Raw genomic sequence first — 24,945 nt, 5'->3', positions numbered from 1 at the left:
CCTTTACTTCTGTAATAAACGGGCAGGAAGACCCCCGTGACGAAGGTCTTCAGCTATATTATATCGTGATTTCCACTCCGAAATGGTCAGAAATAACCGGTTTATTTTTCCCATTAAAAATAACAGTCGATTCCTTTACTTCAACTGGAGTACTAGAAAAAATATAATCGATTCGTAAATCCTGCTTATTCTGGTCCCAGCCTGCAATATTGCCTGCCACGGTTATCCCGCTATCCCTCTTGTTTGCCAAAGCGTACGTATCATGAAGTCCATAACTCATGATATAATCATAGCCTTTTTCTCTTATTTCGGCAGGATTATTAAAGTCACCCATTAGGAAAAATTTCTCGTCCTTTACTGCGATGCGATAGAGCCTGTCGAATTGGTTCTTAAATGGGTCCGCTTCATCGACCCACCAGCCAAGATGGCAGGAATAAAAGGACATCGATTCATTGTCAATGGTAAGCTTTATCCGGATTACTTTCCTTGTCTTCCAATCATTCGTATCGTCAGACTCAGAAACGAAAAAAGCATTTGTCTCCTCAATTGAATGCTTCGTTAAGAAAGCGACTCCTTCTTCATAAATATCATACCCAATATGAGAGAAATCCCAGGTAAATTGATAGTCATTTACACCTAGCTGCTTTAATTCCTCAAGAAGAACGAGGGCAAAATTATCCTTTTTAATGTGTCCCTCGATGATTTCGGCATCGATGGACTGATTCACCTCCTGCAGGGCAATCACATCATAGGATTTTTCCTTAATCGTTTCGGCTAATGTCGTTATTTTCTCCAGCTGATTCTCTTCCATCCAGGAATGACAATTTAACGTTAAAAGCTTCATCATTACGCCCCTATACGGTCTTGAATATCTGACTTCAGCACGTCCGCTTTCGGACCATAAATGGCTTGAACACCCTTCCCTTTAATAATCAAGCCTAATGCACCATGCAACTTCCACTCTTGCTCTGCTGCAACAAGGTTAACATTCTTAATGGTAACACGTAGGCGAGTCATGCATGCATCCACTTCTTCAATATTTTCTTTTCCGCCAAGTAATCCAATAATTGCGGTTGCAAGAGAGCCGTCTTGTTCATTTGAACTCATCTTCCCTGCTTGTCCTGTCTCGTCTTCAATATAGTTACCTAAACGTCCTGGTGTCGCGTATTTTAATTTTTTAATGATAAAATTAGCAACGGTATAGTTTAAAGCAAAGAAAATCAAGCAAGCAACAACAAAGTACACAAGGTCTAACCAGAGGCCTGCCTTTAAGATCATTGGTGTTCTTGTTAAAAATTCAATAAAGCCAAAGGAATGAATTCGGATATGAACTAAATCGACAACCGCAAAGGCAAGTCCAGTCATAATCGCATAAACAACATATAGCACGGGTGCAACAAACATAAACATAAATTCAATTGGCTCTGTAACACCTGTTAAAAATACAGCTAGTCCTGCAGAAAAGAACATAGACTTATACTTTGCACGCTTGTCCTTATCGACATTACGGTACATCGCAATCGCAATCCCGATTAAGGACGCACAGGAAAGAATCATTTGTCCAACTTTAAAACGGGCAGGTACTACATCCTCTAATAACGCTTTATATCCAGCTGTGTCTCCAGCTGCTAACATATTATTTAAATCAGCAATCCAGGCAAGCCAAAGTGGGTCCTGACCAGCCACGACCGTTCCAGCACTTGAACCTGTTAATATCGTATAGGTTCCACCAAGCTCGGTATAGTTCATTGGCACGGTCAGCATATGATGCAGGCCAAATGGCAGCAATAAGCGCTCTAATGAACCAAAAATAAATGGAGCGATAACTGGAGCCGTATCACGTGATGAAGCAATCCAGCGTCCAAAATCATTTAGCAAGCCTTGAATGAATGGCCATACTAGTGAAAGAATAAGTGCAGTAATAACAGAGCCTGCAATCACAACGAAAGGAACAAATCTTTTTCCGTTAAAGAACGCAAGGGACTGTGGAAGCTTATCAAAATTATAGTACTTATTAAATAATGTGGCTCCTAGGAAACCGGAGATAATTCCAACAAACACACCCATATTTAGTGCAGGCGCACCAAGTATGGATACGAAATAATCTGAAACAACTAATTCACTGCCAAATAAGGAAGCAACGGTCGCTTCTGGGTCTGACAGCATGGTACCGTTTACACCAAAGATAGCACCTGTGATTCGGTTTATAAGAATAAAAGCTATTAAAGCAGCAAAGGCTCCGCCGGCCCGCTCCTTCGCCCACGAACCACCAATGGCAACGGCGAACAGGACATGAAGATTTCCAATAATCCCCCAGCCGATTTCTTCCATTACAATCGCAATCGTTTTTAGTAAGGCGATATCTACACTGAACATCCCTACTAATTTTCCAAGTGAAATCATAATTCCGGCTGCGGGCATAACAGCTACAACAACTAGTAAAGCTTTTCCAAACTTTTGCCAAAAATCAAAGGATTTTAGTTTCATTCTTTTCAGTCCCTTCTTCAACTAAACGCCCGGTTAGTGCAATCGTTTGCACCAACCGGCATAAAAATTAATTTATTTTATTTGATAAACTCTTGCTTCAAAAGGCTTTAATTTGCCCTGATAAACGTCAACATACGAATCAATAGGATAATTGCTCATTAATAGCTCTGCCTGCTTCTTACCCTGTTCTGCCGTTGGCAGCTCGTAGTCCGTTTCTTTTGCAAACAGATTCGTAATAATCAAATACGTTTCATCTTCAAATTTTCGAGTATAGGCAAAGATCTGCTCATGCTCAGCTAGGACAAGCTCGAAACTTCCATATACAAAGGTCAAGTGTTCCTTGCGTAGCTGAATCAGCTTTCGATAGTAATGATAGATGGAATCCGGTTCGTTTAGCGCTTTTTCGACATTGATATCCTTATAGTTTGGATTAACCTTTAACCATGGCTGTCCTGTTGTAAAGCCTGCCTGTTCACCGTCTGTCCATTGCATCGGTGTTCGTGAATTATCACGACCATTCTTCCAAATGATTTCCATCAATTCCTCATGTGTCTGCCCATCCTTGATGCCATTGTCGTACAGGTTTTTAATCGATACATCATCATAATCCTCTATCGAAGGAAACTTCACATTGGTCATGCCAATTTCCTGTCCTTGATAGATAAATGGTGTACCCTGCATAAGAAAATACATCGTAGCAAGACATTTAGCAGAGGCATCCCAGTAGTTCTCTGTATCTCCCCAGGTTGAGACGGAGCGTGGCTGGTCATGATTTTCCAGAAATAAGGCGTTCCAGCCTACCCCATCTAGATTGGTCTGCCAATTATGGAACGTTTCCTTTAACGCAGGAAGATCAATTCCTCCTGTCACACTTTTCCCCCACAGGTCTAAGTGCTCAAATTGAAAAATCATATTAAAGACACCGTTTTCCTCGCCGACCCACTCTTCTGCTTGGTCAGCCTTGACACCGTTGGCCTCACCAACCGTCATGATATCGTACTTGGCGAAGGTTTCACGCTTCAATTCCTGAAGAAAAACCTCAATTCCCTCGCGATTCATATGCCCTTTAAATGACGGTACATATTTAAGCTTATCTGGATTCGGTAAGTCCGGGAAGCCAGGAACTTTCTTGATATGAGAAATCGCATCAACACGGAAGCCGTCAATTCCTTTATCAATCCACCAATTGACCATTTCATATAACTCTTTTCGAACCTTTGGATTTTCCCAGTTTAAATCCGGCTGTTTGCGGGAAAATACATGCATGTAGTATTCCTTTGTCTTCTCATCATATTCCCAAGCCGACCCGCCAAAAATGGATTCCCAGTTATTTGGCTCTTTCCCGTCATGTCCCGGGTGCCATATATAATAATCCCGATACGGGTTATCTTTTGAAGAACGAGATTCAATAAACCAGGCATGCTCGTCAGATGTATGGTTAATTACTAAATCCATAATAAGTTTCATGCCGCGATTATGGGTTTCGGTTAATAGCTGGTCAAAATCGTCCATTGTACCGAAGTCTTCCATAATCCCTTTATAATCACTAATATCGTAACCGTTATCATCATTTGGCGAAGAATAGATTGGACAAATCCAAATCACATCAATGCCAAGATTTTTTATATAATCGAGCTTCGAAATGATTCCTTGAATATCGCCAATTCCGTCGCTATTTGAATCCATAAAGCTACGTGGATATATTTGATAAGCAACCGCTTCTTTCCACCATTTTCTTTTCATGATGTCTTCCTCCTCTTGACTATGACATTACTATAACACAGATATTTATATTTGCGCAACCGTTTGCATAAAAATTTTCATCGCTGGGCACATCCAAAAAAAAAAGCAGAAAACACTGTCGAGAATCGAGTGTTTTCTGCTTTTATATCATGATGATTGTTCTAATGTAATAGGTTTTTTACCGCTATTATTTCCCCGCTGCAATCGCTTTTGCAGCGTGTTCGCCGCTAAGACGTCCGCTTGTTAGTGCAAATTGAACGGCACTTCCTGACATGTAAACCTGGTTGTACAATCTCTTATTTGCATTTTCACCTACAGCGTAAAGGTTGTTAATCACGGAACCGTCTTCACGAATGACACGGAAGTCATCGTCCGTTTTCACACCAGCAAAGGTTCCCATTGTTTTAGGGTACATTTTGATTGCGTAGTATGGCGCTGTTTCTACCGCGATAGCGTAATCCTTCTGCTTACCAAGTTCATCAGAGCCAATTTTTGCTCCATTGTTGTATTTTTCCATCGTCTTCACAAAGGTATCAGCAGGTACCTTCATCGCCTCTGCCAACGCTTCAAAGCTGTCAGCCTTCACAGCTTCTTGAGAAGGAAGGGCCGCTTCAATCGCAGCTACCACATCCTTATTGGCTTCTGTAGCGTCTAGAATTAACCAAGTTGTATCCTGCTCTATTAATTTATTCGTTGCAATTGCATAATGCATTTCTTCATTTGCAAAGCGTTCGCCCTTGCCGTTTACATACATTTTCGTCCAATCCATGCCTAGAGAACCGGTTCCTTCAATTCTACTTCCAATCCCAACACCGATTACCCATGGCTCTTCATACATAACCGCACCGGCTTCTAATGCCATGTTCATGCCATCGCCCATGCTACCAGCAGATGCTGTACTTAATTCAGCCGTGCCCGCTGCTTCCGGAATATATTTCTTTAGCATTTCTTCATTCTTAGCATAGCCGCCTGCAGCTAAAATGACCTTTTCTGCATGAACAGTCACTTTTCCATCTTTACCCTCTGCGACTACACCTGTCACATTTCCTTTATCATCGACGATAAGCTCTTTTGCAGGAGTTTCTGTTAGAATTTCAATTCCTTCTTGTCCAAGGAATTTATCCATGTTAGCAATTAACACACTGCCGCCGCCATGTCCGTCTGTTTTTGGAAAGTGAATTCTTTCGACTGGATCAAGACCAAAGCCTGTAATGGCTCCATATTCATGGCCGATATAGTCAACCATCCATTCTGTTGTCTCAACAGCATCATCCATGTATTTATCAACGAAGTCATAATCAGGGTACATGCCATCTGGGTTGCTTGTCGCTTGACGTTCCTTCCATAGTGACATCCATGATTCCTTCGTATCTTCAATTCCTAATTCCTTTTGGAATTTCGTGCCTGTAGCTGAAATGCCGCCGCCAGATAAGGCTGTGGATCCACCAACCTGGGCAAGCTTTTCTAATACAATAACCTCTGCCCCATTTTGATGTGCTGAAGCAGCTGCTGCTAAGCCAGCACCGCCGCCGCCAATCACGACAACATCTGTTGTTAATTCAGTATCCTTGCTTTCTTTGTCATTTGCTGAAGCTGTTTTTAGTGCGTCAACATCGCCGCCTGCCTGCTTCACACAATCCTCAACAGCTGTAAGAATTGCCTTTGAGGTGTTTGTTGCACCTGAAACCGTATCAACAGCCAGTGTCTGTCCGTCTACGATTCCCTGTGGAATACGCTCAATTGGCGTATCGCTCAGCCCTGGAGTTTCTTTATGCTCCTTCACTGATACAGATACAATGTTTGATTCATCAAATTCAACCTCAACCGTCACATCGCCATTATTTCCTGATGCTGTTGCCGTATAGGTTCCTGCTTTGTAGAGTGCTTCCTTTCCGCTTGCTGATTCATCAGAAGTAGATTGTGAACATCCAATTAAACTAACTAATAACATAAAGCATAGAACCAAGGCCCATGCTATTTTCCGTTTTGGAGCCATGTTTTTTCCTCCTTGAAAAAATAATGATTACATCCTGATTGTAGAATCTTGAGTTCTGACCATGTCAAGGTATATTTGTGAAGTTTTTAACAAGAAAAAACATAAAAACATGGGGTTATGTCTATGTTTTTTCCGAAAGAGCAAAACAATCGGGTCATATTAGAAAAAGCAGACTATGCTTTATGTAAGCTTGTCTGCTTTTTCTAGAATAATATGAGCTACCGCTTCAAGCTGTTACAGCATGACCGGGATTTTCTTTTTTTCTGAAGATATTAGACGGATGTTTTGTCTTTTCCTTCCCGAGTATAAAGCCAAATACATCGTCTGGTTATTCATTACGTCCATCATAAAGGGATTATTTTCAATTACCGGACCGAATTCCAGCATATCCAGCTTAAAGATATTCTGGTCCGCTAATTTTTCTATTAAAATATCCTTATTTAACACTTCTCTAATTGACTTTCCCACTCGTCCTGTGTTGTTTAATCCTTTTTCAAGATAAGGAAATGCCCCAAGTAGTAAGCCTTCCTCTTTTAAAAAAGGAGACACGTGATCGAAAAGAAAGCTATTACTCCTTTTAGCGTAATTAGAGGTTAACCAATGATCAACTACGATATCAATGGAATAATGCTTTAAGGGTATCCGGTCTATGTCACAGTAAAAAAAGATAAAGCTTTGATGCTGATGCTGCCATTCCATATCTCTTTTGATATTCAATAATCTTTCTTTATTATCACTGACTATGACATAGGTCGTTGTGCTTGGCATATGTTCAATATGCTGTGCTAGGAACCGGCCGGAGCAGGAATCGAGCTCCATTATATATCCCGGCTCCTTTGTATGCTTAAGCAAATAATGGTTTAAAAGATTGAGTCCATTATAGATTAGGTTGATAAATTTAGGTGATGCCGCCTCTAAAAATTCCTTCTTCGTTGGAAGGTTCTTATTCTCAACAATTACTTTTTTATTTTTGTCGATATAAACCCCATCTTCTATTTGAGCCTGATACCCGCAATCACATTGAATATCTGCCGTAAGGACCATACTTTTCCGGATCGATCCACCATTAATGTCCAATGTATTTTTACATTCAGGACATTGTAAAAGACCGATTGCATGAAAGGGCAGTCCTAAATGATTAAGGCTTCTATTTCCTTCCTCCTGTAAATCCTTGATTTTATGATTTAAATCCTCGGTTATTTTTTCAAATCGCTTCTGCTCAGAGATAATCTGCTGCTTTTTCCGCTCTAATAAGGATAGATAAAAATGACGAAATTCATTTGTATTTTCTCCTTCCAGCCGATAAAAGCTCATAATTTCCTGGATTTCTGCAAGGGAGAAATTCAACCTTTTCAGCATCTTGATTCTTTCGATTACCTGATGGTCATATTCATTAAATCGATACTGCCCACCGTTTTTCTCAGCAATCAGCAGACCGCGATCCATATAATGACTGATTGTATCCTGGGAAAGATTATGTTTTTTTGCAAATTCTCCTATTCTCATATACTTTCTCCTTTTATCATGGAAATAGAATGTCATGCGATGAAGGGTTTAAAACGAGGAATCAAATTCGCCCGTCGAATTTGCGTCCGGATTTTTATCGAGCTCGCTCGATAAGGTACAAAAAGCATTTGCTGAATGAAGTTAAAGCTAGAACAAAAACTGAGTGCAAGAAAATTTAGAATTATATGGATATATTAAATTAATATTTATTGAACTTATTCATATTTTAGCATAGCTAGTCATGTCAAGCAGCTGTGCCTTCCCATTTGTTGTAATTTAGACACACTATAGTATGCTTCTAGCCAGACGTTTTCATTTCAACCACCATATACTTCTTCTTAATACTTGAAAATATTACTTGCTATGAAACGCGTTTCATATATTATTCTATAATTAGAAATAATTGAAGTATGGAAATAGTAAAAGCATAATTGGCGTTACGTTTAAGGCGGCGTGACAATTGTGTTTTCGGGTGCTCCTTTATCGGAGCACCTTTTTATTTCGTTTTTCTCCGAAACTTCCCGCTTACTTAAGTTCTGCCTTTTTCCTCGTTTTGTGCTCGAAATGAACATTTTCCACACAGAAATGAGCATTTTCCAGCTGCAAATAGGTATTTTCCAAACCGAAATGGCGTTTTGAAGAAGTCGCACTCTATCCTGTTTCCCTGTATTTTAGGGTTACCCGGGAATACAAGGAATGGTGCACGTTCCGAAAGGCGTTCAAGCATGGACCTTGAATTTGAACAACTGGCCTCTAAGTATTCAAACATGATTTACTCGATTATCCATACTTTGCATATTTACAAAAACCAGGATGATTTCTATCAAATTGGCTTAATCGCGCTTTGGGATGCAAGCAAAAACTTCAAGCCTGAAAAAGGAAAGTTTTCCACCTATGCCTACAGCTTTATTAAAGGAAGAATTCTCTGCGCCTTAAAAAAGGAAAAACAATACGATGACCAATGCTTTTACCCAAGTGAAGAATACTGGAACCTATTAACAGTAGAAACTGAACTGCTAGAAAAGGAGACACTATTAAGCCATTTTCGCCATCTAACGGATCGTGAGCAAAAGTGGGTCCTGCAGCACTTCTATGTTGGTCTCTCCAATCGTGAAATAGCTCGCATAGAAAATCGAAAGCTAGCAACCGTCCGTTCCTGTGAAAGGAGAGCGCTGCAAAAGTTGAGAAGAGATGACGCACATGCTTTCATATAAATATTTGGATTACCTCCGGCTGTGGAGCAGAAGTACTCCCCCTTTTCTTCCAATAGAAAATTTTTTAAATTCATAGGACACTTTTAACGACTTTCTCTATATAACAAGCATGAAAGGAGAGGATGATGAAGATGGCACAGACATTAGCAAAGTCATTCAAGCTGCAATTAACGTTCGAAACAGGGATGAATGAAAGTGGAAAACCGATTTTAAAGAGGAAAACGTATGCCGGGGTAGTGGATTCAGCTACAGCCGATCAGCTTTATCAGGTGGGACAGGCCTTAGCATCCCTTTCCATCCATCCGCTTTCAACGGTTGAAAAGAATGCACTCTATGAAGTAATGGCTTAATAGCGAGAATTTAAGAGGAGAGGATGACAAATATGGCAAAGAAGCTTGAGCTCCATTTTACCAATGGTTTAGGAAAAACGGCAAAGCTAACGATTGATTATCCGAAGGAGCCGGTTGATAAAACGGCTGTGAAGCAGGTAATGGATATGGTGATTGCCGCCAATATTTTCGGCGGTGATAATCATAGCTTTGTCATCGCGAAAGAAGCACGTCTTGTTGAGCATAATGTAACTGATTACGAAATCGTATAAGAAGGGCTACCCTCCGTCAGGTAAGCCATTGAAAAAAGGCTGCTTTCCATTGGGAGGCAGCCTTTTCCTTTATAAAATGAACGAAACGAGGTGTCTTTCATGGAAGAATTCATTCCCCTCATAAGTGAGGTCGGCTTTCCAATTGCGGTTACCCTGTTCTTGCTCTATCGAATCGAAGCAAAGCTAGATTCCGTCGTTCAATCGATCCAAAGCCTACCAGAGCGATTAAGCGGGAAATAAGCTTCCCAAGAAATTTCTCTTAGGTTTGGGCTGTAGAAGCGGAGGAAAGTCCCTTCCGCTTCACTCCCAATAATAGCATATGAACATTACTTGATTACTTAGCGAAGGGCTTCTGCTTCTTTTTTATGCTTCTCGTAATCTTCGCTGGTGATGATGGATAGGTCACTTTTAGGTGTCATGCAGCAGGCTAAAGCATAGCGATTGTAAAGCTCTTCGTCTGAAAGGTACTCATGGGAGCGCGTCAATTCATGGTCGAACTCACCATCCAATACCTTTACCTTGCACATCCCACAGCCACCTCGCTGACAGCCGGTTGGCATTGGTATGAAATGGTCTCGCGCTGCCCGTAGGGGTGTTTGCTCTGGAGCACAAGGATAGTCAAATTGTTGGTTTCTTGCCTTTAAGGAAACTTTATACATATTTTCACCTCACCGTTCATTTTCTCATCTATTCAAAGTACCGTTTAGGTCAGTGCTTTCATAAAGGACTCGGATAATTCTCTTCGATGATAGAAAATCCCTTGTCCAATTTTATCCTCTGTCCACGTAATGGTTGGCATATCCGGATATGAGAGATAGCCACCGGCAAATGCTTCATTACGGTTTCCTGATGGGTCAAAGAAGTAAATCGTTTGTCCTCGCGTAATTCCATGACGGGTTGGCGTTACATCAAACGGTACTTCATACATGGATAAAAGGTCTGCCGCTTTAAATACATCATGAAGGGAATCCACGGCAAAGGCAGCATGGTGAAGCTTCGCATCAGGTCCTTTAACAAACGCTAAATCATGGGCTTTATTCGTTGAGAACAGGAAGCTGCCTAATAGCTCCTCTCCATCTACTGTCGTAATTCTTTCACTTTGTCTAAAGTTTAAAGCTTCAATAAAAAATCTTGTAACTGTTTTAAGATCGTCCCCAGTTAGTAAACAATGGTCAACACGATGTGGCGCAATCCCTACTGCTTCTAATGGCCATGGATGAGGGTTTAATGTTCCCACAGAGCTTCCTAGAAAACCAATTTCATGATAAAGCTCACAGTGATGTCCCGTTGGCAAAATAAAATGAACGGCTTCCCCTTCTGCTAATCTTGTGTGGCTCGAAATCCGAGTAGTTGTACAGCCAAATTCCTCTATTTTTCTTTCATAATAAGCAAGATCATCAAGTGTCTCTACTTTAAAAGCCAAATGGACTAATCCCGCCTTGTTCGATTGGGTTAAAATGAGACTATGATGATCAAATTCATCCCATGCCTTTAAGTAAACACTATTTCCCATACGTCCTGTTTCTTCTAACCCGATAACCTTTGTATAGTATTCAACTGATTTATCTAAGTCCAATACAGCTAATTCCACACGGCCTAAACGCATAATTCTTGCCATTATTATCCCCCTTATATATGTAAATTTTTTTGTGCTTATAACTACCCTATTTGAAGCTGACTCGCTTATTTTACTTTTTCTATTAATTGCAGCAACTCCCTATTAGGACCATGAAAGAGAATCATGCGTCCGCCTTCCAATGTTGGCTTTACTTGTTCAGAAGGAAGAATGATTTCTTTTTCCTTTAAAAACTGAATCGTTTCCTCCATGTTTTCAACTGTAAATGCAAGGTGATTCACGATTCCTGTTTCACTGTACTCGGTAGCTCCTGTTTTCTCTTGTATCAGTTCAATCTCCATATCTGGTTGTGCTTCGAGATACAAAAAAACCATCTCTCGATCCAGTTTATTACCGCGGAGTCTGACGTTAAAACCAAAAGTCTCCGAATAAAAACGAATCGATTGTTCCATATCACGTACCATAATGGCCACATGCTCCATTTTACATATCATTTGGTTCTCCTCTTATTCTTCAATTTGTTGATTGTAAGCATTCTCTTAGCTTCATGATGGAAAGGGGCTAGTCCCATGTTTGATTAAAGCCTTGACCCATGGCATTGATTTTTCGTAGCAGTCACCGATTTGAAGGATTCTCTGATCTGTAAATGGTTTTCCAATTAGCTGTAATCCGACAGGCAGATTTTCTAATGTAAAACCGCAGGCTACAGATAAGGCCGGAAAACCGAGAATATTAGCTAATGGCGTTTTTCCCAAGGTAAACATATTACTAATAGCCATTTCCGGCACCATTGTTCCAATCTCAAATGGGGGCTGGACATTGGTTGGACCCACTAAGGCATCAATTCCCATCATTTGCTTCATTGTGTCTCTGACAAATTGATCACGTCTGCGCTGAGCACGAAGGTATGCTGTCGCAGTAATATCACTGCCAAATTCAAAGCGGTATTTTAAATCATCGCCATATAGATGCCCGTACTTATTCAATAACGGTTCGTGAACAGAGACAACCTCTGATTGAGCAATTGTTTTTAATGCATTCAGTGCTTCATCAATTCCCGGTAAATCAATTGGAACGATTTCTGCCCCGAGGATTTCCATTTGACGGAAGGCTTCTTCAATGACCCGTTTCACATCCACATCAATCCCAGCAAACATATAAGGTACATAGAATCCTAGCTTTACACCCTTTAAGTCGTTTAGTGTAACGTCAGACAAGGCTGGTACATTTCTTTTTACAGATGCCGGGTCCTTTGCATCATGCCCTTTCATCACTTCAAGCATGATGGCCGCATCCTGCACGGTTCTGGTCATCGGGCCAGCGTGGTCCAATGACCAGCTGAACGGCAGACACCCCCGTCTGCTGACAACTCCATAGGTTGGTTTGAACCCGACCGTACCGCACATGGCAGCCGGAAGACGGATGGAACCAGCTGTATCTGAACCAACGGCGCCAAAGGCCATTCCCATTGCGGTTGCCACAGCTGACCCGCCGCTTGAGCCACCAGGAATCCTTGCCTCATTCCAAGGGTTCTTCGTGCTTCCGTAATGAGGATTTTCTGTGGTCGCCCCCATCGCAAACTCATGTAGATTGGCCTTCCCAATAATAACGGCTCCTGCCTTCCTTAGCTTTTGAACCGCTGCAGCATCCTCATCAGGAATCCAATCTTCGAATATTTTTGAGCCACCGGTTGTTTTTACACCCTTTGTTTGAAAAATATCCTTTACCGCAATTGGAATCCCATGTAAAGGTCCCCTCACCTGGTTGGCAACAAGCTCCGCTTCCAATTGCTTCGCCTGAGCCAACGCCTCTTCTTCCATAACGGTAATATACGCATTGACTCTCTCATGCTCGTGAATTTGATTCAAGGTTAACTGGGTTAATTCAACAGGCGATATCCGTTTCGTTTTTATCGCATTACCAGCATTTTCAATGGTTTCAAAAAGAAATTCATTCATCGCATGTCTCCTCATAATCTTCTAGATTAAAAGTGAAGGCCGGCTCTAATGTAGCTAATTCTATTTCCACATCGTCTAAAATCGTGCGCAAGTATTCTTCTAACGTCATGCAATCCCTGCTTTCGCTGTAAATTTCTCCAAAGGAGGCCAGGCATCTTTTAACCGTTTATGTTTAGTGATTACTTGATGCCTGAACCCTTTACGCATAATCAGAAACGATACTATATTAAGATTTTACTTCCTGCTCATCCTTTTTAAACTGATTCTGCATTGGGAAGGCTACCTGCCAGGATTTTTGGTTGCTATCATATAGTCCTGCACTGTACAGATTTTTCAGTGACTTATTCTCTAATGCCAATTTCTCCTTGCCTTCTTGGAATGCTTTTACTTGTTGAAGCAATAAGCGGCGCATATGAATGATAGGCAGGTCACTTGTTCCAAGATGCTCTTTTGAGCGGTCAACAATCGGTCCCATTGTTTCAGTTGCCGCATGATCCTGGTTCGCGATACCGCGGATACCGGAGAAATTGCCTGTAATTTGTAGGTCGCGATCCTGTGCGTATTCATTTTCCAGATTAACTTGTTTTCTAAAATGCTCATCCAGCTTCAAGCCACGGCGGTCATGGTTCGCCTGTACATCAATTGGATGGTTATGGGAAAATTGGACATCCCATGACCATGTGCTGTAATCATCTCTTGGAATGAAGGCATGCCACATGCCATCCTCACCCTCAAATCGTGGGGGATACGTATAGAATGGGAAGATATAGTGAATTTCCATAAAGGCATTATCTGTTTCGTTTCCAATTCCAACAGCTACACAGCGTTTTCCATAGTTAGCATCCTCAACAGCCTGTTTAACCGGTGGATTCTTCACAAGCGGATGGTTCGGGTCAATTCCTAAGTCAGTACTTAAAATCCCTTCACCTGTCTCCTGTTTGCCGTGAGCCTTGTGAAGAAACGCAGCATGGACATAATCCAGGTCATTTTCCATTACCTGAGCATAATTGCACTCCTGCCAAACCCGCTCTGACATCATATAATCATCTGGCAGTCCCATCCAATAGAACTCAGGGAATTCCGGTTGCTCCTCCTCAGGTCCCATGTACGTCCAAATCATTCCTTTTACTTCTTTAATCGGATAGCTCTTAATTTTGATTTTCTTTCTAAACTTTGGATCTCCTTCTTCAGATGGAATATCTGTACATTCACCCTTCGTATTAAACTTCCATCCGTGATACATGCAGGTGATACCACAGCCATCATTAATACCGTAATAAAGAGATGTCCCACGGTGTGGACAAGCCTCTTCTATTAAGCCAACCTTTCCCTCAGTATCTCGAAATGCAATCAAATCCTCACTAAGCAATCGAATACGCTGCGGCTTTCCGTCATTACTTAATTCATCAGATTTTAGAGCAGGAATCCAATATCTTCTAAACAGCTCACCCATTGGAGTTCCTGGACCCGTACGTGTTAATAAATGATTATCCTGTTTTGTTAACATAATTGATAACCTCCTGATATAAACTCTTTTTATTTTCGGAAAATTTAAATTATAATTATATAGTAGTGAAATATCTGATTGGAAACAATGTATGAATAGGTTAGAAAATGACTCACCTATTCAACCGAAACATACAGTTGGGTCAACCTAACACAAATTAAGAAAATTTGTGGCTCTCAAATCCAATAGAAACCATGAACTCTCAAAAAAGAGCAAAAGGCTGTCCTAATCGTTTTAGGACAGCCTTTTGCTCTTGATAAGATATTCTGTCATCCCAATAATTGCTTCCTTAATAGATGACAAATACATTCTATGTTTTCATTAAACTTGGTAGCCATAATGTAATTTCCGGAAAGGCAATTAATAGGGCTAGCGCTATAAGGAACAAGGCAACAAACGGAATAGAAGATTTATAAATGGCACTCATTTTATATTTACTTACAGATTTAAGGACAAATAATCCTAATCCAAAAGGAGGACTAATAGCACCTACTTCAACCGCGATTAATACAAGGGTTGAAAACCAATATAAATCAAAACCAAGTGTCATGGCTACTGGTGTAAAAATCGGTAATACAATCATAATGATAGCCAAACCTTCCATAAAAGTACCCATAATGATAATAACAAATAACATTAAGCTTAATAGTACGATTGGGTCAATGGAAAGACCTGCAATTAGACGAACCATCTCTTGGGTAGCCCCTGAAAAGGCAAGAATTTGACTAAAGGCAGTTGAACCTGTCACAATCATTAAAATCATGACGGATATTTTCATCGTTCCTTTAAATGCATTAATTAAACTTTCTTTTGTTAATTTTCGATAGGCTGCTGCAAGGACAAGGCTACCAAAGGCACCTAGGGCTGCTGATTCAGTTGGTGAACTGATTCCTAATAAAATCAATCCGATCACAAGGAATAAGATAAACCCTAACGGTAATACATATTTTATTGTATCGACCATTTTCTCTTTCAGTGATATTTTTTCCGTCGAATATACAGGCGCTAAATGCGGCTGGGTCCTTGCCCGAATAATAACGTATAGCGCAAATAAAATGGCAACTAGAACTCCAGGTAAAATGATGGCCACCATAAAGGTGCCAATAGACACTTTGGATACGGAAGCAAGCAATACCCCTAAAGCACTAGGCGGAATGAGGACAGCCAAGCCCCCACTGCCCAAAATCGGACCTAAGGCTAATTCATTTTTATAGCCTTTCTTTTCCATCTCAGGGAGTAATGTAGAACCCAAAATCGCCGTAGTGGAGGCGGAGGAACCCGTTAAAGTGGAAAGCGCTGTACCACCACCAACAGCAATTAGGCTTAATCTACCCGGAACTTTACCAAACCATTTATCTATCGTATTAATAAGGTTTCCTGCAAGGCCAGCATGGAACATGATTTCACCCATTAAAACGAAGAGAGGAATAGGAATTAATGAAAAATTGACTAGTGAGTCTTTGATACTCATGACCAGTTGATCCATTCCTTCCATTCCCCAAAACACTAGTGCTCCGCCAATATTTACGAGAATAAAAGCAAATGCCACTGGAACTCTCATAAACATCAGTGTGAGCAGGCTGAATAATATAATAATCAGAACTAACCACCATTCCATACCTTCACCACCTTTTATACATTTGATTTAGGGTTAATACTTATATCTGTATTTATATTAGTATTTGAATTGATATTGGCATTTGCTCTCACCTTATCTATATCTGCAGTCGGAACCTTAACGGTCACTAACAAATATCCTTTACGGAAAAATTCCAACAGCAATAACAGGCCCCCAATCGGAATAATCATTACTACATAGGCAAGCGGTGTTTTAACGACTGAGAGGCTCCTTGTATCGTTAATATACAAATCCCATGTAACTCCGATACCGTAATATACTAAGACAAGACTTAATAGGATTCCGGAAATAACAATGATGTAATCTAGAAATTTAAGACTTTTTGCTGGCAGATATTCTTCGAGTATGTTTACCGAAACATGACCGCCCTCACGTAACAACCATGCAGCACCTAGAAAGGCAATATATAACAGCGCATAGCTTGTGTAATCTATTGACCAGCTAAAAGAATAATTGAATAAATTACGTATGATGACTTCAAAGACAACTAGACCCATCATGAAAGCAATCACCCACATCCCAATAGCGGCGAATACATTTTCAATCTTATCTAACCACTTAAAGAATGTTTTCAAACTACCGCCTCCTTTTTATCCATTGAAAAGGGATATTGAATATCCCTTTTCATAGAGAGATGTTATTTATTTAAAAGCCCTTTTAATTCTTTGACAGTATCTTTATCAATATTCTTTTCTAGCGATTTCCATGTTTGTTCATTGATATGTTTTTGTAATAAATCACGATCTTTCTGACTAATATCAATTACTTTTACCCCGTCTTCTTTAAGGGCCTTCCATTCCTCTTCATTCTTCTCTATAAAATAATTTGCCATTTCCGTTTCAAATTTTGCTGTAACTTCAATCATTTTCTTCTGTGCTTCGGCAGATAAGCCGTTAAATGAATTAGGATTAATCATGATCATTGTATTTTGATTTAAGAATGGTTCATCAATTACGTATTTCGTAATTTCAGTCCATCCACTCTCCCTTGGGCCCAGCAATGTAAAGCCAAACCCCTCGACGAGATTTCTTTCGAGCGATGTATATACATCAGATGGGTGTACATCAACCTGTACCATTCCCAATTGATCCATCGTTCCATGATAAATCGGATTTGAACGGAATTTAGCACCCTTTAATTCTGCCAAACTAGAAACTTCTTTATTACTCCAAAAGTAGAATGGCTCTTCACTTAACCAGCGACCTAAATAGACGACACCATTCTTTTCAAATAATTGGCCTAAATAATCAAAGTATCCATTTTCTCTTTCTTCACCTAGTGTAAAGGGTGACATTAACATTGAATCTGATTCAGGCATCAAGTTTGAAAATTGGGATGAGGCATTGAAATTAATATCGACCAGGCCATTTTTCACGGCATTAAATTGTTCCGTTGCAGGGATGGATTCCGGACCGCCAATCCATTCAATTTTCACTTCACCGTCTAATTCTTTTTCAACCATATCGATCCACATCGGAATAATGTCTTTTGTCAGCATGTGATCCACTGATAAAAAGGAAATTAGCTTCAATGTTTGTGTCTCACCAGATTTAGTATTTTCACCGCTACTGCTTGCTTCTTTACTTGAACTTGATGAACAACCTGCAAGAATTGAAAATGTAAGCAGTATGATAGTAAGTATTGATATGGACCATTTTTTCATATTCCTTCTCCCCTGACGATTAAGTTTTGGTTAAAACCGAGAAATTACTAATGGATATTCACTTCATTACTTTAGAACTTTTATCAAATCTTTCTTTTAACGGAAATGCTTCTTGCCATGACTTCTCCTTTGGTGCGTATAGTCCTTCGCTTAATAAGGTTTGCAGTGATTGGTTTTCAAGTGCCAATGGCTCTTTACCTTCTTGTAACTCTTTAACAGAATCCAATAGCATTTTTCTCATATGAATAATAGGAAGATCGCTTGTCCCTAAATGTTCCGTAGAACGATCTACAACGGTTCCCATACTCTCTGTCGCAGCGTGGTCCTGTGTCGCAATACCGCGAATTCCACTGAAGTTAAGTGTCTTCATTAAGGTTTGATCTTGTTCATAGTCATTTTCTACATTCCGTAACTTTCGATGGTTTTCATCTACTAATAAACCCCTTCGAATATGTTGTGTTTCGACATCAATTGGATTGTGGTGGGCAAATTGGATATCCCAGCTCCAGGTACTTTCATCGTCACGAGGGATAAACGCATGGAACATTCCATCTTCTCCTGCAAATCGTGGTGGATAAGAATAAAACGGGAAAATAAAATGGATTTCCATATAAGCGTTATTCACCTCATCCCCAATCCCTACTGCCACACAACGTTTTCCGTAATTGGTATCCTGTACGGCCTGCTTTACTGGAGGATTTTTCACTAACGGATGATCAGGATTAATCCCTAAATCTGTACACAAAACATTTTCTTGTATGTCTTGATTAATGAGGGCTTTATGAAGAAAGGCCGCATGTACAAAATCTAAATCATTTTCTATTACCTGGAGATAATTACAGTCCTGCCACACTCGTTCAGCCATTAAATTTTCCTGTGGAAGCTTCATCCAATAAAAGTTGGGTACAGGTGGCATCTTTTCTTTAGGACCCATGTAAGTCCAAATAATACCGTTTTGCTCATGGGTTGGATATGACTTTAATTTTATTGATTTCTTTAATTTATCAGTTGGTTCTGACGGAATATCTATACAGCTACCATTCGTATCAAATTTCCACCCATGATACATACAGGTCAAACCGCAGCCATCATTTATCCCGTAGTAAAGCGATGTACCTCTGTGAGGGCAAGCTTCATCTATTAATCCCACTTTTCCATTTGTGTCTCTGAAAGCTACTAGATTTTCACCTAATAATTTTACACGTTTGGGCTTTCCGTCCTGCTTCAGTTCATTTGAACAAAGGGCCGGAATCCAATAACGACGGAAAAGTTCACCTGTAGGTGTACCAGGTCCCGTACGTGTTAATAATTCATTATCCTTTTTTGCTAGCATAAGCCCTCTCCTTATTTTAAGATTATTTTAAAAATTCAAACTACTATTTTATATTAATAAATTAATAGTCTATTAAACAATGTATGTTTAGGTCGAAAAATTTGTTTTTTCTAGCCGAATCATATAGTATTTACCCACAATTCATTTCTCTATTTATAGGATTTATACTTACAACTGAAGCAGTGTTTACAATTAATCAAGAATATCCTTCAGTACCCTAAGCGCATTCCCACCAATGATTTTTTGAATATCTTGAAATGGATAGCCATGTTTAATCATCCATCGAATCATATTCTTTGTTGCTTCTGTCGGATTTTCTAACCCTTTTACATAGGAAGATTCCTCGAAATGTTCTCCATGTGATTCACTAAGGGATAACATGTCATCAAATGCATGCTGTAACCCAACATGATCGCCAAAAAACGTATCAGGACCCAACCCAACATGGTCGATTCCAACAAGTTCAATTAAATACTCTAAATGCTCCATAACGGATTTAATGGTATGTTCATTTGGGTTCTTTGCTGAAAGAGTCGTATTGGGTGCTGCACAAACCCCAATAACGCCGCCCTTTTCTGCACAAGCCTTTAATACCTCATCCGACTTCATTCTAGGAGAGTTCCAAACCGCTCGTGCACCTGCATGTGTAATAAAGACCGGTGCCTCGCTTGCTTCAATTACGTCCAGACTTGTCTGATCCCCACAATGCGAGATATCAATCACCATTCCCAAGCGATTCATCCTTTCCACTACCCTATGGCCGAATCTTGTTAACCCGCCGTCCTGTTTTTCCATTAGGCCTGAACCAAGAGTATTCGCTTCATTGTAGGTGATCCCCAGACATCGAATCCCTAGACCATATAAAACATCGACACGGTCCACTTCATTTTCTAAAATACTTGCGGCCTCCAATGATGGCAGAATGGCCATTTTATTTGACCCTTTTGCCTCCAATAAATCATGATAATTCCGAGCAATATAAACCGTATCTTGTTTTGCAATATCACAATAGCGAATTCCTAATGTTAAAATGACATCATCCCACTTTAAGCCATTTGATGAGGTCAAAAGAGAGATTCCATCCATAAAGTTTTCGAATAACACGTCTACTCCGGATAGGGCCAACCCTTCATAGTCAAATGCTGTATGGAGCTGGCGGCAGTAAGCAATAATATCCTCTTGGTTCTTAGGGACCACAAAACCATGATCTCTAAGAGATACAATAGGGTAATATTTTAATAGGGTCTCAAAAATCCTCTCCTGATCGTCTCTAAGCTCTATCTCTTCTGTCTGCCGATATTTCTCTGACTGTGGCAGCTGAAAAGGTTTATAATCCTTTCCAGGAGTTAAGTACTGAAAGGATTGATATCCATCAAATTTCTTTACAAGTCTATTTTTCACTTCACTTTTTTGCGACATCATAACCATTTTTCTACCTCCCAAAATTATCAAATTCGCCCGTCGAATTTGCGTCCGGATGTTTATCGAGCTCGCTCGATAAACTACCATTAAAAAATCCGTGACATCCGCCGGAGGCTTAACTTCATTCAGCCGGGGTTTGTACCCCCACTGAATCGAAGTACCATTTGCCTTCATCCCCCACTTGTAGAAGTGGAGGACTTCTGTACCTGTCGCAAGCTTTCGGTACAAAAAAGCATTTGCTGAATGAAGTTAAAAAGTCATAAAAGAAAATAGCCGATTGATATGCCGATGGCACCGAAAAGCAGGGAAAAAGGTAAATTATTTAACGTAATCCGGTAGGGGTTTTGCTGGGTTGCCACAGAAGTCATGGTAACCGTAACTCCATAAGCTCCAACTGTTGCAGTAGCCAATGCACTTGTGATGACCACGATCCCAATACTAAGTGGATTTATCATTCCGTATAAAGGCTGGATCACTTCAAATAAAACACCAATCGTGGCGATTGCATGTATACCAATTAATCCGCCTAATAAAAAAACAACCTGAATAAAAATTAAAATGATTATAGGATATTCACTAAAGGCAAGAAACGGCTCCTTTATCACATCATGAAAGGAAGTCTTGCTTATACTGTTGGAAAAAAGCGAAAGAGAAAGAAACAGGACAATAAAATTCTGCATTTTATTTGTACGCTCCCTCCAATTCCTCCAACCAATTACCTTAAAACTCTTCCATCTCTTCAAAAGAAGCGCCCAGCATAAAGAAAACACCGGAATTACAATGGCTACTGATAAAATAAAACTTAATTGCAAAAGGCTCCCTGCCAGCACAACAACGAATAAAAAAATGGCTAAAGCCATCACTAATTTGATGATTTGAATGATCATTTTCTTAGCATTTATCTTCTGATTTACTCCTTCATCGTGTTCAATAGTTATCGAACGAAAACTTCTTTTCCCGATGATCCAATCAAGAGAAATGACAATCAAGGAGCAAAGTAACAGCCATGGTAATAGAGATAAATAACTGATACCTGTTGAATCCACTGTTATAGCCACTATAATTTCTGTCGGGCTCCAGATTAAGGCAACAGCTAATGCTCGAAGTGTCGTTTTGCTAATAAATATTTTCCTTATTTTTTGCGGGATATTTTGTAGGGTTGATTGTAATACCTCCTGCGATAATGTTAAAGCCGATATATTAATAAATCCTGTTAATAGATAGGTTGTCATCGAACTCCTGACATATAGATTTCCTAAATCCCCTACTTTACCTTTCATTAATTCATTGAGTCTTCGATCAAATCTACCTGCATGTACAACACTTGTCATTAATGGAAGAACCGTTAACAATGTCAACAATGACATGTTTGAAGACATATAAAGCGGAAGATGATCAAAAGGCAGGCCCGCATCTATATAAAATAGGATTCCTGTAAAACTAAAAATCAGACATAAAATTTTAAATAGTTTACTTGCCCCTTTGAACGAGATCAAAATAAGCAGAATGGCCATAACGCCAATCCAATACTGGATGTTTTCATTCGGTACAAAAATAGTAAACATATATATGGTAAAGGTAAGGGAATACAGAATATATAAATGCCGATTCATCCATGAAATCGCTGTACCCATGTAGTTACACCTCTTTTTTTCAAACAACAAACATGAACAAAGACTCCCTTTTAACAGTAAAAGAGTTGACAGATTCATCAACTCATTTACTGAATAGAATTCCACTATTAGTTAGAAAGATTAGTAGTTTTTAGATTAATTGAGTATTCTTTATTGTGTTCCCCTAATAAAGGAGGTCTTTTACTGATACTCCAAGGAGTTTCATGGAATTTATACGGTGCGCCTGGATAGGTAAACGTTTCATTTACCTCAGGGTGATACACGGATGCAAAGACCTTTCGATCTTCACTTAAATGTTTATCATGAATCATATCTTCTGGTGCACGGACTGGTGCCCACGGCAGGCCGATACTTTGTGCCATATGGTAAATATATTCTGAGTCAAATTGAATGCAGAAACGTTCTAATACATCTGTTACATGCTCCATTCGTTGTGCACGGTATTTATCATCCACATATCTTTCGTCCGCCAAATCCTCTTCAAGCTGATAGGAGGATAGCCAAGAAACCAAACTCTTCCAACGCTTTGCGTCTAAATAAGTATTTAAAACGAGAATGTACTTGTCATCCTTACATTTAAGATTCCATCGTACAGAACGATTTGGTAAAGCATGCCGTCCGGTTTGGCGGATGACATGTTCCTTTTGATAAATCCAATATGGAAGAGACATCTCAGTAGAAACCGTCACACAATCATGAACGGATATATCAATGAATTGGCCTTCCTTTTTAAAATCACGATGCAAGAGGGCACTCACAATTCCCATCGCAGCAAAATAACCTGCTAGATGGTAGGATTGTCCACCGGTTGGGCCAATAGGAGGTGCGTCAGGAACATCATCATAACCGGTGACGGCCATAATACCGCCCAGAGCTAATTGGGCAATGTCAGATGATTGGTATTGACTCCATGGTCCATCCTGGCCGAAAGGTGTAATAGAACAATAGACGAGTGTTGAAAATCGCCTTGACAAAGTGACGTAATCCAAACCCCATTCCTTCATTTGACCTGGTTTATTTCCTTCAAGGATAACATCTGCTTTATTCAGCAGCTGGATGACTTTTTCCTGCCCCTCTATAGTCTCGATTTGTAGTGTGATTGATTTTTTAGATGTATTGTAATTCCAAAAATACAAGCTTTTATTTTTATCAGGTGTATCCTTGTAAAATGGACCTATACTTCTTGATGGTACACCTTCCTTAGGTTCAACCTTGATCACTTCTGCTCCCATATCCGCTAGTAATTTTCCAGCAAATTGGGTTAACTGATCTCCTATCTCAAGTACGGTTATTCCTTTTAAAGCTGCCTTATCCACCATCATTTCACTCCTTCCCTTTTACCATAATGGCCTGACTGCTTTAAACGTATCCTTTGGCATATCCAATGGCCAAAAAACACCATTCAGTTCTAATAAGTTAATTTCTTCATCTGTATAGCCCAATACATCCTTTAACACAAAATCATTGTCTTCTCCCATTAATGGAGCAGATTTATGAATAGATGGGGATGATTCTGACATTTGTATCGGAACCCCTTCCACAAGTCTTTCACCTAATAACGGGTGTTGAACCGTTTCAAACAGGCCCCTAAAGTATAATTGTGGGTCATTTTCTAAAATATCCTCATTCTGTTGGACGGCAGCAGCCACTAAACCATATTTCTGCAATGTTTCCATTACGTAATATTTACTAAACTTGCTTGTAAACTCTCCAATATGTTGATCTAACTCATCCTGATGTTGTATACGTCCTGTTAGACTTGAGAATTTCGAATCATTTGCCCAATCAGGCGTGCCGATTGCTTCCTTGAATCGTTCCCATTCATCATCATTGTATATAGCAATGACACAATAATCATTCGGGTCATCACCCGCACAACGATAGGTATTTTGCGGGCAGGCAATCGACCCTCTAAAATCTGTTTTGTTTCCATCAGCGGAAAAGGTAGAACGATTCCCGGTTGGAAAATCCGGCCTATTCGAGGAACGTCCGTTGACAAAATAATCTAATAAATTAGTACCGACCAACGGCAACGCTGTTTCAACCTGTGAAATATCAATATATTGACCTTCACCTGTCCGATTCTTATAGAGTAAGGCCGTTAAGACAGAATAGGCTCCCGTATAGCCAGCGACAATATCTAAAATTGAGTATCCCCAACCGCTAGGATGCTTATCTGGTAAGCCGGAAATATAGGTCATACCGGATAATGCTGCCGCTGTTGGACCCCATGTTCCATAATTTTTTTGTCTCCCCGTATGGCCTAATCCGGAGATACTCATATAGATAATTCCTTCATTTATTTCCTTCAAAGATTCATAATCCAAACCCCATTTTTCAAAAACACCGGCACTAAAGTTTTCTGTAATAATATCTGACTTACGGATTAGCTCTTTCACGATATTCATGCCTTCAGCAGATTTAATATTAACCGTAAAGCTTCTTTTTCCAACATTTAAGCTGTTAAAAAACGCACCGTTATCAAGGCCTGGTTCATCATCCTTGGCATACATGGAAAATCGCATCATATCAGGTGTCTTGGGCCATTCCACTTTAATTACCTCTGCCCCCATGGAAGCCAATATTCTTGTTGTTGTTGAACCGGAAACACTCCAAGTAAAATCAAGAACCCTGATACCCGTTAAGAGATCTTGTTGGACATTCAT

The 24,945-nt window shown here is 39.9% G+C and carries 22 protein-coding genes; 4 read left to right on the top strand and 18 right to left on the bottom strand.

Translation table 11 applies throughout. The annotated features are described in order from the left end of the window. Positions 1–58: 58 nt before the first annotated feature. From BQ5321_RS02050 to BQ5321_RS02030, 5 genes are all read right to left on the bottom strand, one after another. Positions 59–844 (bottom strand): endonuclease/exonuclease/phosphatase family protein, encoded by a 786-nt coding sequence (locus BQ5321_RS02050; protein WP_071392959.1) that lies wholly within the window; start codon positions 842–844, stop codon positions 59–61. Between the two features lie 2 nt (positions 845–846). Next, positions 847–2,487 carry a PTS transporter subunit IIBC gene (locus BQ5321_RS02045; RefSeq protein ID WP_071392958.1) on the bottom strand — a complete coding sequence of 547 codons (1,641 nt, stop codon included), beginning with the start codon at positions 2,485–2,487 and terminating at the stop codon, positions 847–849. Between the two features lie 72 nt (positions 2,488–2,559). Continuing rightward, positions 2,560–4,230: a glycoside hydrolase family 13 protein gene (locus tag BQ5321_RS02040; protein ID WP_071392957.1), complete on the bottom strand. Its 1,671-nt coding sequence runs from the start codon at positions 4,228–4,230 to the stop codon at positions 2,560–2,562. 187 nt (positions 4,231–4,417) lie between these two features. After that, positions 4,418–6,226, bottom strand: a complete 1,809-nt coding sequence (locus BQ5321_RS02035; RefSeq protein WP_071392956.1) for an FAD-dependent oxidoreductase — start codon at positions 6,224–6,226, stop codon at positions 4,418–4,420. Between the two features lie 234 nt (positions 6,227–6,460). Next, positions 6,461–7,732, bottom strand: coding sequence for a MerR family transcriptional regulator (locus tag BQ5321_RS02030; protein ID WP_071392955.1), 1,272 nt, complete (start codon positions 7,730–7,732; stop codon positions 6,461–6,463). Between the two features lie 725 nt (positions 7,733–8,457). On the opposite strand from BQ5321_RS02030, the gene BQ5321_RS02025 reads away from it, so the two are divergent. From BQ5321_RS02025 to BQ5321_RS02010, 4 genes are all read left to right on the top strand, one after another. Next, entirely contained in the window at positions 8,458–8,946 is a 489-nt protein-coding gene (locus tag BQ5321_RS02025; protein WP_071392954.1) for a sigma-70 family RNA polymerase sigma factor, read from the top strand. 131 nt (positions 8,947–9,077) lie between these two features. Next, on the top strand, positions 9,078–9,296 hold the full coding sequence (locus BQ5321_RS02020) for a DUF1659 domain-containing protein (protein ID WP_071393038.1): 219 nt from the start codon (positions 9,078–9,080) through the stop codon (positions 9,294–9,296). Between the two features lie 32 nt (positions 9,297–9,328). Beyond that, positions 9,329–9,547: a DUF2922 domain-containing protein gene (locus BQ5321_RS02015; protein WP_071393037.1), complete on the top strand. Its 219-nt coding sequence runs from the start codon at positions 9,329–9,331 to the stop codon at positions 9,545–9,547. A gap of 99 nt (positions 9,548–9,646) precedes the next feature. After that, positions 9,647–9,787, top strand: a complete 141-nt coding sequence (locus tag BQ5321_RS02010; RefSeq protein ID WP_071392953.1) for a YvrJ family protein — start codon at positions 9,647–9,649, stop codon at positions 9,785–9,787. Positions 9,788–9,885: 98 nt separating this feature from the next. Here BQ5321_RS02010 and BQ5321_RS02005 read toward each other — a convergent pair whose 3' ends face one another. From BQ5321_RS02005 to BQ5321_RS01945, 13 genes are all read right to left on the bottom strand, one after another. Continuing rightward, positions 9,886–10,206: a 2Fe-2S iron-sulfur cluster-binding protein gene (locus BQ5321_RS02005; RefSeq protein WP_071392952.1), complete on the bottom strand. Its 321-nt coding sequence runs from the start codon at positions 10,204–10,206 to the stop codon at positions 9,886–9,888. Between the two features lie 44 nt (positions 10,207–10,250). Next, positions 10,251–11,165: a catechol 2,3-dioxygenase gene (locus BQ5321_RS02000; RefSeq protein ID WP_071392951.1), complete on the bottom strand. Its 915-nt coding sequence runs from the start codon at positions 11,163–11,165 to the stop codon at positions 10,251–10,253. A 65-nt stretch (positions 11,166–11,230) separates the two neighbouring features. Continuing rightward, entirely contained in the window at positions 11,231–11,617 is a 387-nt protein-coding gene (locus BQ5321_RS01995) for a VOC family protein (protein WP_071392950.1), read from the bottom strand. 51 nt (positions 11,618–11,668) lie between these two features. Beyond that, positions 11,669–13,081: an amidase gene (locus BQ5321_RS01990; protein ID WP_071392949.1), complete on the bottom strand. Its 1,413-nt coding sequence runs from the start codon at positions 13,079–13,081 to the stop codon at positions 11,669–11,671. Positions 13,082–13,307: 226 nt separating this feature from the next. Beyond that, positions 13,308–14,588 carry a Rieske 2Fe-2S domain-containing protein gene (locus BQ5321_RS01985; RefSeq protein ID WP_071392948.1) on the bottom strand — a complete coding sequence of 427 codons (1,281 nt, stop codon included), beginning with the start codon at positions 14,586–14,588 and terminating at the stop codon, positions 13,308–13,310. A 310-nt stretch (positions 14,589–14,898) separates the two neighbouring features. Further along, the gene (locus tag BQ5321_RS01980; protein ID WP_071392947.1) at positions 14,899–16,206 is read right to left on the bottom strand and encodes a TRAP transporter large permease; all 1,308 of its coding nucleotides are present in this window, start codon (positions 16,204–16,206) and stop codon (positions 14,899–14,901) included. 14 nt (positions 16,207–16,220) lie between these two features. Next, the gene (locus BQ5321_RS01975) at positions 16,221–16,802 is read right to left on the bottom strand and encodes a TRAP transporter small permease (protein WP_071392946.1); all 582 of its coding nucleotides are present in this window, start codon (positions 16,800–16,802) and stop codon (positions 16,221–16,223) included. Positions 16,803–16,864: 62 nt separating this feature from the next. Continuing rightward, positions 16,865–17,890 (bottom strand): TRAP transporter substrate-binding protein DctP, encoded by a 1,026-nt coding sequence (gene dctP / locus BQ5321_RS01970; protein WP_071392945.1) that lies wholly within the window; start codon positions 17,888–17,890, stop codon positions 16,865–16,867. A gap of 58 nt (positions 17,891–17,948) precedes the next feature. Then, the gene (locus tag BQ5321_RS01965) at positions 17,949–19,223 is read right to left on the bottom strand and encodes a Rieske 2Fe-2S domain-containing protein (RefSeq protein ID WP_071392944.1); all 1,275 of its coding nucleotides are present in this window, start codon (positions 19,221–19,223) and stop codon (positions 17,949–17,951) included. Positions 19,224–19,415: 192 nt separating this feature from the next. Beyond that, positions 19,416–20,651, bottom strand: coding sequence for a dipeptidase (locus tag BQ5321_RS01960; RefSeq protein WP_234978344.1), 1,236 nt, complete (start codon positions 20,649–20,651; stop codon positions 19,416–19,418). Between the two features lie 251 nt (positions 20,652–20,902). Then, positions 20,903–22,279: a hypothetical protein gene (locus tag BQ5321_RS01955; RefSeq protein WP_234978343.1), complete on the bottom strand. Its 1,377-nt coding sequence runs from the start codon at positions 22,277–22,279 to the stop codon at positions 20,903–20,905. Between the two features lie 107 nt (positions 22,280–22,386). Next, positions 22,387–23,601 carry a CaiB/BaiF CoA transferase family protein gene (locus BQ5321_RS01950; RefSeq protein ID WP_084786603.1) on the bottom strand — a complete coding sequence of 405 codons (1,215 nt, stop codon included), beginning with the start codon at positions 23,599–23,601 and terminating at the stop codon, positions 22,387–22,389. 15 nt (positions 23,602–23,616) lie between these two features. Then, a complete protein-coding gene (locus BQ5321_RS01945; protein ID WP_071392942.1) occupies positions 23,617–24,945 on the bottom strand; it encodes a CaiB/BaiF CoA transferase family protein in 1,329 nt (442 codons plus the stop codon).

Source organism: Bacillus tuaregi (assembly GCF_900104575.1).
GTDB lineage: Bacteria > Bacillota > Bacilli > Bacillales > Cytobacillaceae > Bacillus_BD > Bacillus_BD tuaregi.
This window is presented reverse-complemented; position numbering and strand designations above follow the sequence as displayed.

Bases quoted from the DNA above. Each gene is read 5' to 3' on its own strand.
- BQ5321_RS02005 (WP_071392952.1), bottom strand. From the start codon at position 10,206: ATGTATAAAGTTTCCTTAAAGGCAAGAAACCAACAATTTGACTATCCT.
- BQ5321_RS01965 (WP_071392944.1), bottom strand. From the start codon at position 19,223: ATGCTAGCAAAAAAGGATAATGAATTATTAACACGTACGGGACCTGGT.
- BQ5321_RS02020 (WP_071393038.1), top strand. From the start codon at position 9,078: ATGGCACAGACATTAGCAAAGTCATTCAAGCTGCAATTAACGTTCGAA.
- BQ5321_RS02015 (WP_071393037.1), top strand. From the start codon at position 9,329: ATGGCAAAGAAGCTTGAGCTCCATTTTACCAATGGTTTAGGAAAAACG.
- BQ5321_RS02035 (WP_071392956.1), bottom strand. From the start codon at position 6,226: ATGGCTCCAAAACGGAAAATAGCATGGGCCTTGGTTCTATGCTTTATG.
- BQ5321_RS01950 (WP_084786603.1), bottom strand. From the start codon at position 23,601: ATGATGGTGGATAAGGCAGCTTTAAAAGGAATAACCGTACTTGAGATA.
- BQ5321_RS01980 (WP_071392947.1), bottom strand. From the start codon at position 16,206: ATGGAATGGTGGTTAGTTCTGATTATTATATTATTCAGCCTGCTCACA.
- BQ5321_RS02025 (WP_071392954.1), top strand. From the start codon at position 8,458: ATGGACCTTGAATTTGAACAACTGGCCTCTAAGTATTCAAACATGATT.
- dctP (WP_071392945.1), bottom strand. From the start codon at position 17,890: ATGAAAAAATGGTCCATATCAATACTTACTATCATACTGCTTACATTT.
- BQ5321_RS01955 (WP_234978343.1), bottom strand. From the start codon at position 22,279: ATGGGTACAGCGATTTCATGGATGAATCGGCATTTATATATTCTGTAT.
- BQ5321_RS01960 (WP_234978344.1), bottom strand. From the start codon at position 20,651: ATGGTTATGATGTCGCAAAAAAGTGAAGTGAAAAATAGACTTGTAAAG.
- BQ5321_RS02010 (WP_071392953.1), top strand. From the start codon at position 9,647: ATGGAAGAATTCATTCCCCTCATAAGTGAGGTCGGCTTTCCAATTGCG.
- BQ5321_RS01990 (WP_071392949.1), bottom strand. From the start codon at position 13,081: ATGAATGAATTTCTTTTTGAAACCATTGAAAATGCTGGTAATGCGATA.
- BQ5321_RS01945 (WP_071392942.1), bottom strand. From the start codon at position 24,945: ATGAATGTCCAACAAGATCTCTTAACGGGTATCAGGGTTCTTGATTTT.
- BQ5321_RS02050 (WP_071392959.1), bottom strand. From the start codon at position 844: ATGAAGCTTTTAACGTTAAATTGTCATTCCTGGATGGAAGAGAATCAG.
- BQ5321_RS02045 (WP_071392958.1), bottom strand. From the start codon at position 2,487: ATGAAACTAAAATCCTTTGATTTTTGGCAAAAGTTTGGAAAAGCTTTA.
- BQ5321_RS01985 (WP_071392948.1), bottom strand. From the start codon at position 14,588: ATGTTAACAAAACAGGATAATCATTTATTAACACGTACGGGTCCAGGA.
- BQ5321_RS02000 (WP_071392951.1), bottom strand. From the start codon at position 11,165: ATGGCAAGAATTATGCGTTTAGGCCGTGTGGAATTAGCTGTATTGGAC.
- BQ5321_RS02040 (WP_071392957.1), bottom strand. From the start codon at position 4,230: ATGAAAAGAAAATGGTGGAAAGAAGCGGTTGCTTATCAAATATATCCA.
- BQ5321_RS02030 (WP_071392955.1), bottom strand. From the start codon at position 7,732: ATGAGAATAGGAGAATTTGCAAAAAAACATAATCTTTCCCAGGATACA.
- BQ5321_RS01995 (WP_071392950.1), bottom strand. From the start codon at position 11,617: ATGATATGTAAAATGGAGCATGTGGCCATTATGGTACGTGATATGGAA.